Genomic DNA, 14,591 nt, shown 5'->3' with positions numbered 1-14,591 from the left:
TAGAACCTAGAACTAAAATAATGAATTCAAATATACCGACTAACACTGCAGAACTGGATTTCCGCGCCCGTTACGAGCTGGCCGACGACGAAATCGACCTCCGCGAACTCTTCGCCGCCATCTGGTCCGGAAAATTGCTCATCAGTGCAATCACCGGCCTCTTCGCTATTGCGGCCGTTGCCTTTGCGCTCTATCTACCCAACGTCTACAAATCCGAAGCCCTGTTGGCACCGGTGAGCGCCGAAAAGGGTGGTGGGCTAGCGGCCCTTGCTGGCCAGTTTGGTGGGTTGGCCTCGCTGGCGGGGATTAACCTTGGCGGCGGCAGTGCCGATAATACAGCTATGGCGATTGAAGTGATGAAATCCCGCCAGTTCATTAACCATTTTATCGATAAGCATGAACTGCTTGTACCACTCATGGCGGCAAAAGGATGGGATGCTGGAGCCAATGCGTTGGAGCTTGATAGCGACATTTATGATGCCGAGACCCAAACCTGGCTGCGCGAGCCAAATCCTCCCCGGGGTACGAAACCCAGCTCTCAGGAAGCCTATGAAGCGTTTACCGAGCTAATGAGCGTGGAACAGGACAAGCAGACAGGATTGATTAAGGTTTCAATCGAACATTATTCTCCGCATCTGGCCCAGAAGTGGGTGTCTTGGTTGGTGGATGAGATTAACCAGGTGATGAAGCAGCGCGAACTTGGCGAAGCTCAGCGCAGCATTTCTTATCTGGAACAACAACTGGCACAGACTCGCATCGCAGAGATGCAAAGCGTGTTGTACCAGTTGATTGAAGAGCAAGCGAAAACTGTGATGTTCGCCGAAGTGCGTGACGAGTATGTCTTCAAGACAGTCGACGCGGCTGTAGTGCCAGAACTCAAAGCCAAACCCGCCCGAGCCCTAATCTGCGTACTGGGCACCCTGCTCGGCGGCATGCTGGGCGTGATGCTTGTACTAATCCGCCACTTTGCTCGAAAGGGCTGAATAGCAATCTAAAGTTTTTTCCGTTTAACAACATTCTTCGCTTTTCTCTGGCCGCGATGGCTTCCCAACCGGAAGCCATCGCGGCCATGCTTTGATACCTAGCACCTAGCACCTAGCACCTAGCACCTAGCACCTAGCACCTAGACTCTTGCTTTTAGAACCTAGCACCTAGCACCTAGCACCTAGCGCCTAGCACCTAGCACCTAGCACCTAGACTCTTGCTTTTAGAACCTAGTACCTAGGCTTTTGCTCTTAGAATCTATCTGGACCACCCATGGAACTGAAAACCACGCTACTACCATTACTGTTTACCTTCCTACTCAGCTATCTTTTGATCCGATTGGGTAAGCCTGTGGCGATCAAAGCTGGACTGGTAGACGTGCCTGGTGGGCGCAAAGCTCACAATGGCGCTATCCCGCTCATAGGCGGTATCGCAATTTTTATCTCTGTGATGTCGGCTGCCTTAGTCTTTTTCCCTGTGGGCACGACCCTGAAGATGTATTTGTTGTCTGCTGCATTGATGCTGTTTATCGGTGTCCTGGATGATAAATATGACCTCAAGGTGTCTTACCGCCTTTTCGCTCAGGCGTTCGCGGCATCCCTGATGATCTTTGGTGCTGACGAGTACCTGCGAGATTTTGGAAATCTGTTCGGATTTGGCGTCGTCGAACTCGGCGTTTTTGGCCCTGTGGTTACATTGATTGCCGTGATTGGAGCCATTAACGCATTTAACATGGTGGACGGCATCGACGGTTTGGCCGGAATGCTGAGCATGATCAGCTTTGGTGGGCTTGCGGTTTTAATGGCGTTGAACAATGATCCTTGGTTTATGTTGCCGCTACTCTTTATCGCCGCTATCGCCGCCTACCTGATGTTTAATCTAGGCTGGCCCACCGGAAGGCTGCGTAAAATATTCATGGGCGATGCGGGCTCCATGGTGATTGGTTTAACTATAGTTTGGCTGCTAGTCCTCGGAAGCCAAGGAGAAAATCGCTCATTTTCGCCAGTTTTAGCCCTGTGGATTATTGCGATTCCCTTAATGGATATGGCTGCCATCATGTATCGGCGCAAGAAAAAGGGGCAAAGCCCTTTTAAGCCTGACCGTGATCACTTACATCATATCTTTATGAGAGCAGGATTAACGTCCAAAGGCGCATTAGCTTGGATCAGTTGCCTCGCGCTAAGCATTTCCGTCATTGGCGTCATGGGTTATTGGTTTAATCTGCCAGATATTTTATTGCTTCTCGGCTTCTTACTCATGTTTGCAGGATACAGTTATCTCATCCAGCACATTTGGAAAGTCGTTAAATGGCTACGTGCACATGGTAAGTGATTTTACGTCTGGAGATAACACTCCTCCTGTTAGTAAATAAGCGACTAATATACCAAGCCTCTTTAATCAAAAGAGGCTTTCTCTTTGGGGTGAAAAGCGTCTCAATTAAAACACTTTTGACATCACCCGGCTGTAGCTTTCAGAGCCTGTCTGGTGAACATTCTAATCTTTAGTCCAGGATAAATTATGAAAATTTTGGTTACGGGCGGAGCTGGTTTTATTGGATCCGCTGTTGTACGGCACATTATTAAGAATACTGAAGACACTGCAGTAAATGTTGATAAGCTCACTTATGCTGGCAATCTTGAGTCACTCGGTGAAGTGGAAGAGTCTAGCCGTTACATATTTGAGCAGGTTGATATTTGCAATCGAGCAGAAATGGACCGCGTCTTTACTGAGCATAAACCCGATGCGGTGATGCACCTTGCGGCGGAAAGTCATGTTGACCGTTCCATTGATGGACCCGCAGCTTTTATCGAAACCAACATCGTGGGCACCTATATCTTGCTGGAAGCGACTCGCCAATACTGGAACACACTCGAAGATGCCCAGAAAAAAGCGTTCCGATTCCACCATATCTCAACCGATGAGGTATATGGCGATTTAGAAGGCGCTGATGACCTATTCACCGAAACGACCTCTTACGAGCCGAGCAGCCCATACTCTGCATCTAAAGCCTCAAGTGACCATCTAGTAAGAGCTTGGCGTCGTACTTATGGCCTGCCAACAATCGTCACGAACTGTTCTAACAACTATGGGCCATACCATTTCCCGGAAAAACTGATCCCATTGATGATCCTTAATGCCATGTCTGGCAAAGCATTGCCAGTTTATGGCGATGGCATGCAGGTTCGTGATTGGCTATTCGTGGAAGACCATGCACGAGCACTGTACAAGGTGGTAAAAGAAGGTGTGGTAGGAGAAACCTACAACATTGGTGGCCATAACGAGAAAGCTAATATTGATGTGGTAAAAACCATCTGCACTCTGCTTGAAGAGCTACACCCAAATAAGCCTGAAGATGTTAACGCTTACGAAGATCTTATTACTTTCGTTACTGATCGCCCGGGCCATGACGTTCGCTATGCAATCGACGCGTCTAAAATCGAGCGCGAACTGGGCTGGAAGCCGGAAGAAACTTTTGATACCGGGATCCGTAAAACGGTCGAGTGGTACCTAAATAATAAAGATTGGTGGGAACGTGTCTTGGATGGTTCGTATGTTGGTGAAAGATTAGGTTTCAAGGGGTAAAATAAGATGAAAGGAATAATTCTCGCAGGTGGCTCAGGAACTCGTTTATATCCAATCACAATGGGCGTGTCAAAACAATTGTTGCCGGTTTATGATAAGCCGATGATCTACTATCCTATATCAACACTGATGTTGGCTGGGATTAGAGATATCCTAATTATTACTACTCCTGAAGATAATGATTCATTTGTACGTCTTATCGGAGATGGTTCTCAGTTCGGTATTAATGTTTCCTATGCTGTTCAGCCAAAACCTGAGGGTTTAGCGCAGGCTTTCCTGATTGGTGAAGACTTTATCGGTAAAGACCCAGTATGTTTGATTTTGGGAGATAATATTTTCTATGGGCAGTCTTTTTCTAGGCAACTGCAAAGCGTTATCAAAAATAATCGCGGAGCTACCGTTTTTGGATACCATGTAAAAGATCCTGAGAGATTTGGTGTAGTTGGATTCGATGATACTTATCGGGCTACGTCCATTGAAGAAAAGCCCCAAAATCCAAAATCTAATTGGGCTGTGACAGGGCTTTATTTTTATGATAGCCAAGTCGTCGATTACGCAAAGTCAGTCACTCCTTCGGAACGCGGGGAGCTAGAGATAACTTCAATAAATCAGATGTATCTTGAAAATGGTGAACTAAATGTAGAGTTATTGGGTCGAGGTTTTGCTTGGCTTGATACCGGTACACACGAAAGTTTACATGAAGCATCTTCCTTTATTCAGACCATCGAACATGTACAAGGGTTGAAAGTCGCTTGCTTAGAAGAAATTGCTTGGAACAAAGGATGGTTAACTGACTCTGATATTTTGAAAGTGGCCGATTTAATGAAGAAAAATGAATATGGAAAGTATCTAAATTCACTGGTGCAAGACTCTGTGTTAAGAAAATCAACGAGAGCAAATGTATAATGAAAGTAATCAATACTGAGCTGTCAGACTGCTATATAATTGAGCCTAAAGTATTTGGAGATAGTCGAGGATTCTTTTTTGAATCTTTTCAACTGGAAAGATTCAAAAAGTCTGGTATTGACTTTGACTTTGTTCAGGATAATCGCTCTCGATCATCGAAAGGTGTAATTAGAGGGTTACACTTTCAGAAAAACAAACCTCAAGGTAAGTTAGTTAGCGTTACCCGTGGAGAAGTTCTTGATGTTGCTGTTGACCTGAGGGAGAATTCTCCGACATTTGGCAAATCGCTAGCTGTAATTCTCAATGACGTTAACAATCGACAGCTTTGGATTCCACCTGGTTTTGCTCATGGTTTTTCTGTACTTAGTGAATTTGCTGATTTTCATTATAAATGTACAGAATATTATGATCCTCAAGATGAAGGAGGGATCATTTGGAATGATGAGCATTTGAATATTGATTGGAAGGTAGATTCCCCTTTGATTTCTGATAAAGACAAGTTGCTTCCTAGTTTTAAAGAAATTTTTGATAATATTTGAATATGGAATTAGTCAGTGTAATTATGCCATGCTACAACTCTGAGAGGTTTGTAGCGGAGTCCATTAATTCAGTATTGAAGCAGTCTTACAGCAATTGGGAACTAATTGTGGTGGACGATTGTTCAACGGATATGACGGCTTCAATTCTTGAAGAATTCTCTAGCAAAGATAGTCGAATCAAATTATATAGGAATAGTGATAACTCTGGAGCTGCCGTGACAAGGAATGCGGCGATAGAAATGGCTTCTGGAAAATATGTTGCTTTTCTGGACTCAGACGATATCTGGAATGAAAATAAGCTTAAAGTTCAAATAGAGTTTATGAGAAATAAAGATATAAATTTCTCATTTACGTCCTACTCGACAATCTCTGAGGATGGCGTCATAGGTACTAATGTCATTGATGCAAACTCTATGGGAACTGTTGGTTATAATGATATGCTGTCAAAGAGAGCAACGATAGGATGCTCAACCGTCGTCATAAAAAAGAGAATTATTGGCTCAAAAAGAATGCCTTTAATCAGAACTGGTCAGGACTATGCGTTTTGGCTTAGTATTCTAAAGGACGGTGAAAGCGCAACGTGTCTCAAAACAGTTTTGACTTATTATAGAATCGTCAATGGTTCAATTTCCTCGAACAAATTAAAAAAGGCCAAACGACAGTGGCAGATTTATCGGGAGATTGAGGGGCTAAGTTTTAGTATTGCTCTTTTCCATTTTGCTAATTATGGATATAGAGCCATATTTAGAAAGTAAAACCTTCTATCTATTTCAATATTCAACTGCAAGTAAGCCGAGCCTTACTTGCAGCTGAAATGTCTCTTTGATTTCAAAGTTGAACAAGATTACACTGCATGAATATAGCCCCAATCCTGGTTATTGTTTCATTTTTTTGGCTACTTTTTTCTGGTGGTTCCGATGTGATGGGCATTAGAGTGTTTCCTTTTGCTGTTGCTATTGTGAGTGTTTTCATGCTTTCTTGTAATAACTATAGCATTGTGTTTTCTAAAGGTACGATTTTATTCCTTCTGTCCTTAATTCCCGTCTTTATAACAAGCGCATTGGCTGATTATGAATATTATTATCCGATGTGGGTTTTCCATTGCATAGTATCAGTCTTCTGTTTGGCATTTTTATTTAGTTATATAAGAAGAAATGAGTGGTCGGAAAAATTCACAAGAACACTGGCAGTGTCGTCTTTGCTTCTTCTGGCATTCTTTGTTTGCGGGACAATATTGAGTAGTGGTCAGCGCGGTAGTTTCGTATTCGGACCTAATATGCTGTATCGAGTCTTTGCAGTATTGTCACTTTTTCCACTTTTGTTGATTAAATTTATAAATACTACCCTTCGCAAAGTAATATTGATAGCGTTTACAATTTCAATAATGATATTGGGGATTGTTGCGACTGGATCTCGAGGGGGGATTATCGCCATAGCGCTTTTACTATTCGCAGCATTCCATAGTTGCCTTGGTAAAATTAAAATCTCTAGTGGTATTTTTTGGTTGTTTTCCGTATTTTCTATAATGGTTGTTTTTGTTATCGGAAATCAAGAAGTTCTTATAAGTAGTCGTTTATTTAACTTTGATTACGAAGGGAATCAATCATTATCCCTGCGCTTAGCGCCATGGGCAGAATTTTTCAATAATCCTTTAGAGTGGATAGTAAGCTTTGGCCAATCTTATGATATTTTTATAACCAAATTTGGGCACGATCAATTCCCCTATCCGCACAATCTGTTTCTCGAACTGATATTTTTTAATGGGATTTTTGGATTTGCATTAAGTCTGTTTCTACTTATACAGTTTGTAAAACTATTTTTTGATGTTGTTTCAAGTCAATTCGAGAGCTATTCAGTTCTTTACTACTCCTTGGCAGTGATCTTTATTGGTTCAATGTTTAGCGGTAACAATTTGGATAATTATGTTGTCATTTCAATGACTGCTGTTTTAGTTGCATTCAAGCGAAAAAGATGGGTGAGCAAGTTTGAAGAAAAACATAGTACAGTTTCTTTATAGCTTTGGACCTATGCTGCTGAGTTTGATGCTTTTGCAGCTTATAGTACTTCCAGAATTGTACAGGAGGGATGTTGACTTATACTTAAAGTTTAACTACTTAATGTACGTTCCGCTTCTTTTTGTTCACGTGTTAAATACAGCATGTTATAACGTTGTTGTGATTTCAGATAGCGGTAAAAATAAGTACGATGTCTCTATATTTTTCTACATTGCAATAGTATACGCTTTCTTCGTTTTTGCGGTTGGAATACTTCAAGATCAGGTTGACTTATTAATTGTAGTTTTTCTCTGCTCGTTAATGTTGGCCGATACTGCGATGAACCTATTAAGAATCGCAGAGAAAGATAGAACAATTGCAAAAATGCTTTTAATACAGACAACAGTTTTTATAGTCCTTTTTTATTCAAACTTTGATGTCTTTATTGCTTATGCCTTGGCGAATATAACATCTTGCCTTTATTCAATACGCTCATTATTTAGATGCAACATCATTACGGTATCTTTTTCTTTTAGAGGAATTAGGAAGGTTTCTGTAGGATATTTGATTTCCTCAGCGATACCGACAATTAATCGATATGTTGATAAAGTATTTGTTCTTATTGCATTAACTGCTCAATCTTCGAGCCATGTTTTGCCCATACTCTCCATTTGTGGGCTAATCATGCTTCCGACGTCATCGGCCACCAAAGTGATAATTCGCTCGGTTTCTTTTCACGGTAGCATTAACAATATTCTTCCTAAAGTAATATCTGTTATTCCAATATTATTTTTGTTTCTATACTTAGGCACAAGTTTTGGTTTGAGTTTTGTGTATGGTTTTGAGGCTGAACCATTAATTCTGATGGCAATTTGCACACTAAAAACGATTAGTTTAATCGAGCTTTTCGTGTTCTCAATGCTTGCGCATAGAGTTGATCTGCATCGGGGTATTTCAAGAGTGAGTAGATATTTGAGCTTGACATTTTTTGGCTTTATAGCTTTGATCTGGATGTTGGGAATCGAATTCTCAGAAATGTCAATTTGGACACTCCCAGTATATCTCTTTATTTCCGTAGTTATGTTTTTGATTTCAACCGGAGGGAAGTATGGAAGCGTTACTAAAAAACATTGCTAAGAGTTTTGTTGTTTTTTTGTATAAGATGTATTTGCGCTTGGTTACTCGCCGAGTGAACATAGGAAAGGGAACCATTATCACGCCAGATTCCAAGTTGTCTGGTAATAACTTAATTAATGATGGGTGCAGGGTTATCTCTAGTAAAATCGGTGCATACTCTTATGTCTCACCTAATTCAATATTGGTGAATTGTACAGTCGGTAGGTACACCTCTATTGGGCCAAGTTGTGCAATTGGTTTAGGAGAGCACCCCACTGAAGGCCCATCTTTGTCTCCATATTTATATAATGAAAGTCTCTTTAAAGGTAAGAGAGAGGAAGACTTTTCTGAGGTAGTCATCGGGCATGATTGTTGGGTGGGTGCCAATGTATGCATAAAAGGTGGGGTAAGAGTTGGCAATAGCGCAATTGTAGGTGCCGGGGCTGTGGTTACTAAAGATGTCCCTGATTTCGGAATCGTTGTAGGCGTTCCCGCGAAGTTGATACGATATCGTCTTCCTAAAGAAAGAATACAAGAGATTAGTAGCCTTGATTGGTGGTTGAAAGACCTTGATGATGCCAAAAGGATACTTCGTCAGTGAAAATATGTTTTGTTGGCTCTTCTAACACTCTTTTTACGCATGCCTATTTAGATATTTTTTCTAAAATTAGTAATGACTTATCATTTATAGATAGCAGCAGAGAGCAAGTAAGGAATAATAAGTCTACGAATGAAGATGTTACGACAGTAATTAGAACAAACTTTTCCCTCAGTCAAGAGTCTAAAATGAAAAGGTTCTTGTCTAAGATGGGATTAGATCGTTCACATATGGTTTCTTTTATATTGGCTATGAAAGAAAACATATCGTCACTAAGCTGCGAACAATACTCAAGGGTAAAAGAGCATGTAAGGGAGAATAGGCCAGATATAATCATTTACTTTTGGAGTACTACTCTTAAGCAAGAAAAAAAGGCGATAGATAATTCTTTGTTAGAGCTAGGGCTTAAAGCTAAGAGTATTCTAATAGTTAACACCTACCCTGTCCGAACTGACTGCAATTTCGCCCAAAAGAGCATTTACTCTATTTTTGATAAATGCTATTTCAATTCTTTTGATGGTTTAGCGGTTCCATCATCGGAAATGAAGGAGCATCTACGAGTAAATGGCCTAATTGAAGGAAAAAAAATCCTAGTTTCAACTGATGTTATTTGTCCATTTGTAAAAAGAATTCCAAGTCATAAAAAAATAAATAATGATACTGTTGACCTTGTTTTTCTTGGTAATACATTTTTCAAGAGTCGTACAATAGACAATGTAGAAAAAGAACTTGTTAGATTAACTAGTGATGGATTTAATGTCTGGGTTCAGAATTCAAGAGATATAGAAGGAAATACTCGACTGAATAAATTCGAGCCTTTTGGGTTTGAAGACATTCTACGAGGAGAGTTGCTCAATTTTGTTGACAGGCATGATGGTGTATTAATGCTATATAACGGTCTCGATAATGCGAGAAGTCACTGTAGTTTGCCAACTAGATTTGCTATGGCTTTAGAAAGTAATGTTCCGATCTTTGTTCGTTCCGGTACTTTTGGTAGTCTGCTTAAAAATTACCCTAACAAGGTGTTTGAGTTTTCGACAGCAACGGATATTTCTGAGATTATTGATAATTGGGATTATGTCATTCCCAGCATCGAGTATCAACAACCTAAAGATCAAGTTTGGTCAGATTTTATTAAGTTGATTCTAACATGAAGAACATACTAATCACTGGTAGTAACGGTTTTCTTGGTAGTGCGTTAGTTGAAAGATTGTCAGGATCTGATGTTAATGTACTACCTGTAACTAGAAATACTTCTTATGAAGAAATGGACGAAATGGTTAAAGTCGCTGACTATTGCTACCATTTCGCTGGAGAGGTCAATCCAAAAGCATCTTATGAAAAATTCTACTCTGCTAATGTAGAACTGACTGCTAAGCTACTTGGGTTGCTTCGGAGTCATCCGATTCCCGTTGTTTTTTCCTCTACCATTCATGCTGGTCATACAAATAGCTCTTATGGAAATACGAAGTTAGAAGCGGAGAATATGATCTTTGAGTACGGACGTAGTGTTTCTGTTCCCGTTCATATTTGTAAACTCCCACATCTTTTTGGTATCGGTGCTAAACCTGATCATAACTCGATTTTGGCGACTTGGATTTGTAACGCTATTCATGGTCGGGAGTTGGTAGTTTATGACGAGCAATATACGATAAACTATATGTGCGTTGAGGAATTAGTTGATTACTTTATTGAACAAATGCATTCTGAGATAACGTTAAGTCTCCCTTCCACATACCCAATCACGTTAGGGGAGTTGAGAGATACGATTCTTGATATGTCTAATAACCCTTTTTATAAGCCTAGTTCTTTATTTGGTAAAAAGTTACATAAAGTGTTTTTATCCATAAACAAATAGATTTTATATTCACTGCTTAAATATGAGCAATGAATAGTCTTTGGTTTCCTCCTCATCTATTAGTTAAATTTCTTGTCCGGAGCACTATAAGATGGGTCTTATGCTATAAACTGACAAGTTCAGTTTTGATGGCCAAACTGCAATAAAAATAGAGTTGACGCATTTGCGACTTTAAGTCTCGAAAAATATATTTGGGGAAAAATGAAGATTTCTGTAGCAGGTACAGGCTATGTAGGCCTGTCTAATGCGGTGTTGCTGGCGCAGCACCATGAAGTGGTCGCGGTAGACATCATCGCAGAGAAAGTCGCGATGATTAATAATCGCCAATCGCCGATTGCGGATGCTGAGATTGAAGATTTTCTGGCGAACCGGTCGCTGGATCTCACTGCCACTCTTAATAAAGAAGAAGCGTATCGAGGCGCAGAGTACGTGGTGATCGCCACGCCGACGGACTACGACACCGAGACGAACTACTTCAATACCAAATCTGTTGAAGCGGTTATCAAGGACGTTATTGCCATCAATCCCGATGCTGTGATGGTGATCAAGTCTACGGTCCCGGTTGGTTATACCGACCGCATCAAGGCGGAGCTGGGTTGTGACAACCTGATTTTCTCGCCGGAGTTCCTGCGGGAAGGTAAGGCGCTCTATGACAATCTCCACCCCTCCCGCATCATCGTTGGTGAGCGTTCAGAACGCGCCAAAGTGTTTGCTAACCTCTTGGTAGAAGGCGCGCTTAAAGAGAACATCGATGTGCTCTTTACCGATGCCACCGAAGCGGAAGCGGTAAAGCTGTTCTCCAATACCTACCTGGCGATGCGCGTTGCTTACTTCAATGAGTTGGATACTTACGCCGAAGCTCACGGTCTTGATGCCAAACAGATCATCGAAGGCGTTGGCCTGGACCCGCGTATCGGTAGCCATTACAACAACCCTTCCTTTGGTTATGGTGGTTACTGCCTGCCCAAAGACACCAAGCAGTTACGGGCAAATTACCAGGATGTGCCGAACAGCATCATTGGTGCCATTGTCGATGCGAATACCACCCGCAAGGACTTCATCGCTGATTCCATCATTCGCCGTAACCCTCAAAAAGTGGGTGTTTACCGACTGATCATGAAGTCCGGGTCAGACAACTTCCGCGCCTCAGCTATCCAGGGCGTGATGAAGCGGATCAAGGCCAAGGGCATTGAAGTTGTGGTTTACGAACCGGTGCTGGAAGAAGACGAGTTTTTCCACTCGAAGGTGTATAAGGACCTGTCTCAGTTTAAAGCTGATTGCGATGTCATCCTCTCTAACCGTATGGTTGATGAGATTCGGGATGTGGCGGATAAGGTTTATACGCGGGATCTGTTTGGGTCTGATTAAAGCAGGCTACTAGGTGCTAGGGAAGAGCCTAGGTTCTAAAAGCAAAAAGCCGGGTACCCGGGACAGGCGGTGTAGGCTCATGCTAGAACCTAGAACCTAGAACCTAGAACCTAGAACCTAGAACCTAGAACCTAGAACCTAGAACCTAGAACCTAGAACCTAGAACCTAGAACCTAGAACCTAGAACCTGGAATCTACGGTTGCCCGTTTGGGTGCGGGGTGTTGGGCTTCGCGCCTGCTCAATGTAAGTTACATCTAGAGATACATTTGAAGGGCCGTGGCCGTGGTGCTGTGGCCCTTTGTTTATTAAAAGGGGAATTGTAATGTCATTGACTAAAGTCGTGATCCCGGTTGCGGGGCTGGGCACCCGTATGTTGCCAGCCACCAAGGCCATTCCGAAAGAGATGCTGCCGCTGGTGGACAAGCCGCTGATCCAGTACATCGTTAACGAGTGCGTGGCGGCGGGCTTCAAGGAGATTGTGCTGGTCACCCACGCTTCCAAAAACGCCATCGAGAACCACTTCGATACCTCCTACGAGTTGGAAAGCCAACTGGAGAAGCGGGTCAAGCGGCAATTGCTGGAAGAGGTGCAATCCATCTGTCCTAAGGGCGTGACCATCATGCACGTTCGTCAGGGTGAGGCCAAAGGCCTGGGCCATGCGGTGCTGTGCGCCCGTCCTCTGGTCGGCGAGAACCCCTTCGCCGTGGTGCTGCCCGATGTGATCCTGGATGAGTACACGGCGGACCAGAAGTTGGAAAACCTGGCGGCGATGAAGGCCCGCTTTGAAGAGAGCCGCGCGGGCCAGATCATGGTTGAGCCGGTGCCGATGGAAGAGGTATCCAAGTATGGCGTTGCGGATTGCAACGGCGAGACTCTCAATCCGGGTCAATCTGTGCCTATGAAGGCGGTGGTAGAGAAGCCCGCACTGGAAGAGGCTCCCTCCAACATGGCGGTGGTGGGGCGTTACATTCTGCCGTCTGATATCTGGACGCTGCTTGAGAAAACCCCCCAGGGTGCCGGCAACGAGATCCAGTTGACCGATGCCATTGCCATGCTGATGGAGAAGGAAACCGTTGAGGCTTTCCACATGACCGGCAAGTCCCATGATTGTGGCGACAAGCTCGGTTACATGAAGGCCCAGGTTGAATACGCCCTGCGTCACCCGGCAGTGGGTGAGGCACTGATGTCCCATATCAAGGGCTTGGTTTAAGGTATTGGCAGGAGGTTGAGTTTCTCTGAGCTCAACGATTCCAGTGCATGTTTCAGTGCATGCTTCGAATAGGGAGTTGAGCTTCGCTAAGCTCAACTCAACCTATGGCTAAGACTGGCCGGGCATCAAGCACTGGACTTATAGGTTAAGCGGCAAACTCTATGGCGATTTTAGTAACCGGCGGCGCTGGCTACATCGGTTCCCACACCGTGGTGGAGCTGCTGGAAGCGGGCGAAGAGGTTGTCGTGCTGGACAACCTGGTCAACAGCAGTGAAGAAGCGTTGAGGCGGGTCGAGCGGATCACCGGAAAAACCCTGACGTTCGTCCGTGGTGACATCTGTGATGCGGATTGCCTCGATGGGGTATTCCGAGAGCACGCCATTGACTCGGTGATCCACTTTGCCGGGCTCAAAGCGGTGGGTGAGTCCACGATGAAGCCGATCGAGTACTATCACAACAACGTGACGGGCTCGATAACGCTGCTGGATGCGATGTGCCGCGCCGGTGTTAAAAAGCTGGTGTTTAGCTCTTCAGCAACGGTCTACGGCTCGGATGCCTCCATTCCTTATGTCGAGACGATGAAAACCGGTGGGACAGTCAATCCCTACGGCACCTCGAAGTGGATGGTCGAGGAGATCCTCAAAGACGCGGCTAAAGCCGACCCGAAGCTTTCGGTAGCCCTGCTTCGTTACTTCAACCCGGTCGGAGCCCATCCATCGGGATTAATCGGCGAAGACCCCCTCGGGATCCCCAATAACCTGTTGCCCTTCATTGCACAGGTTGCCGTTGGAAAACGCGAGTCCTTGTCGGTATTCGGCGGGGACTATGAGACCCCTGATGGTACCTGCCTGCGCGATTATCTGCATGTCATGGATCTGGCCGAAGGGCATGTAAAAGCCCTGCGTTGGCTGAATAGTCATTCTGGTGCTAAGGCGTTTAACCTTGGAACCGGCAACGGCCTGTCGGTCTTGTCGATGGTTCGCGCCTTTGAGTCGGCATCTGGGGTAACCATCCCTTACCGGATTGTTGACCGCCGTGAGGGGGATCTCCCCGCATTCTGGGCGGATGCCTCGAAGGCAGAGTCAATGCTTAACTGGAAGGCGACCCGCAGCCTGGAGCAGATGATGTCAGACACCTGGCGCTGGCAGTCTCAAAACCCCAATGGCTATGGTGCCGAAGATTAATCGGCCCGCCCGCTAAAAAGCCCCCGAAACCGATGGTTTCGGGGGCTTTTTGTTTAAGGCCTTTTTATCAAGCCTCTGCGGTTGTGATTTTGTTCATCAATCTCATGGTGGGGTAAGCGTGTCGCGATAGGCTGAGTTGAGGGTGGCGAAGCACGGCTTTTCGGGATGGGTCGTTGGGCTTCGCAGCGCTCAGCCCAACCTACGGTTCGTGGAGGGGACCTACGATGAATTGTTCGATGGGATTTTATCA

At 44.1% G+C, this 14,591-nt stretch carries 14 protein-coding genes; all 14 read left to right on the top strand.

Annotation, left to right across the window (positions count from 1 at the left end):
* Window positions 1–20: 20 nt before the first annotated feature.
* Window positions 21–983 carry a Wzz/FepE/Etk N-terminal domain-containing protein gene (locus ABD997_RS01080; RefSeq protein ID WP_345315163.1) on the top strand — a complete coding sequence of 321 codons (963 nt, stop codon included), beginning with the start codon at window positions 21–23 and terminating at the stop codon, window positions 981–983.
* Window positions 984–1,257: 274 nt separating this feature from the next.
* On the top strand, window positions 1,258–2,316 hold the full coding sequence (gene wecA, locus ABD997_RS01075; protein WP_345315162.1) for a UDP-N-acetylglucosamine--undecaprenyl-phosphate N-acetylglucosaminephosphotransferase: 1,059 nt from the start codon (window positions 1,258–1,260) through the stop codon (window positions 2,314–2,316).
* 186 nt (window positions 2,317–2,502) lie between these two features.
* Window positions 2,503–3,567 (top strand): dTDP-glucose 4,6-dehydratase, encoded by a 1,065-nt coding sequence (gene rfbB / locus ABD997_RS01070; RefSeq protein WP_345315161.1) that lies wholly within the window; start codon window positions 2,503–2,505, stop codon window positions 3,565–3,567.
* A 6-nt stretch (window positions 3,568–3,573) separates the two neighbouring features.
* Window positions 3,574–4,473 (top strand): glucose-1-phosphate thymidylyltransferase RfbA, encoded by a 900-nt coding sequence (rfbA, locus tag ABD997_RS01065; protein WP_345315160.1) that lies wholly within the window; start codon window positions 3,574–3,576, stop codon window positions 4,471–4,473.
* Window positions 4,473–5,012 (top strand): dTDP-4-dehydrorhamnose 3,5-epimerase, encoded by a 540-nt coding sequence (gene rfbC / locus ABD997_RS01060; protein ID WP_345315159.1) that lies wholly within the window; start codon window positions 4,473–4,475, stop codon window positions 5,010–5,012. Before rfbA ends, rfbC begins: the two co-directional genes overlap by 1 nt.
* Before the next feature lie 2 nt (window positions 5,013–5,014).
* A complete protein-coding gene (locus tag ABD997_RS01055) occupies window positions 5,015–5,767 on the top strand; it encodes a glycosyltransferase family 2 protein (RefSeq protein WP_345315158.1) in 753 nt (250 codons plus the stop codon).
* A gap of 98 nt (window positions 5,768–5,865) precedes the next feature.
* Entirely contained in the window at window positions 5,866–7,029 is a 1,164-nt protein-coding gene (locus ABD997_RS01050; protein ID WP_345315157.1) for an O-antigen ligase family protein, read from the top strand.
* Entirely contained in the window at window positions 6,998–8,143 is a 1,146-nt protein-coding gene (locus ABD997_RS01045; protein WP_345315156.1) for a hypothetical protein, read from the top strand. Before ABD997_RS01050 ends, ABD997_RS01045 begins: the two co-directional genes overlap by 32 nt.
* On the top strand, window positions 8,115–8,723 hold the full coding sequence (locus ABD997_RS01040; protein ID WP_345315155.1) for a CatB-related O-acetyltransferase: 609 nt from the start codon (window positions 8,115–8,117) through the stop codon (window positions 8,721–8,723). The genes ABD997_RS01045 and ABD997_RS01040 overlap by 29 nt, the downstream gene beginning before the upstream one ends.
* A complete protein-coding gene (locus ABD997_RS01035) occupies window positions 8,720–9,874 on the top strand; it encodes a hypothetical protein (RefSeq protein WP_345315154.1) in 1,155 nt (384 codons plus the stop codon). Before ABD997_RS01040 ends, ABD997_RS01035 begins: the two co-directional genes overlap by 4 nt.
* Window positions 9,871–10,578 (top strand): NAD-dependent epimerase/dehydratase family protein, encoded by a 708-nt coding sequence (locus ABD997_RS01030; RefSeq protein ID WP_345315153.1) that lies wholly within the window; start codon window positions 9,871–9,873, stop codon window positions 10,576–10,578. Before ABD997_RS01035 ends, ABD997_RS01030 begins: the two co-directional genes overlap by 4 nt.
* 201 nt (window positions 10,579–10,779) lie before the next feature.
* Complete coding sequence (locus ABD997_RS01025) at window positions 10,780–11,946, top strand: nucleotide sugar dehydrogenase (RefSeq protein ID WP_345315152.1); 1,167 nt, start codon at window positions 10,780–10,782, stop codon at window positions 11,944–11,946.
* Between the two features lie 323 nt (window positions 11,947–12,269).
* Window positions 12,270–13,157 (top strand): UTP--glucose-1-phosphate uridylyltransferase GalU, encoded by an 888-nt coding sequence (gene galU / locus ABD997_RS01020; protein ID WP_345315151.1) that lies wholly within the window; start codon window positions 12,270–12,272, stop codon window positions 13,155–13,157.
* A 161-nt stretch (window positions 13,158–13,318) separates the two neighbouring features.
* Entirely contained in the window at window positions 13,319–14,341 is a 1,023-nt protein-coding gene (gene galE, locus ABD997_RS01015) for a UDP-glucose 4-epimerase GalE (RefSeq protein ID WP_345315150.1), read from the top strand.
* Window positions 14,342–14,591: the final 250 nt, after the last annotated feature.

Source organism: Ferrimonas gelatinilytica (assembly GCF_039544205.1).
In the GTDB taxonomy this organism is placed as follows: Bacteria; Pseudomonadota; Gammaproteobacteria; order Enterobacterales; family Shewanellaceae; genus Ferrimonas; species Ferrimonas gelatinilytica.
Note: the sequence above shows the minus strand (reverse complement) of the source record. Positions and strands in the feature narration are given on the sequence as shown.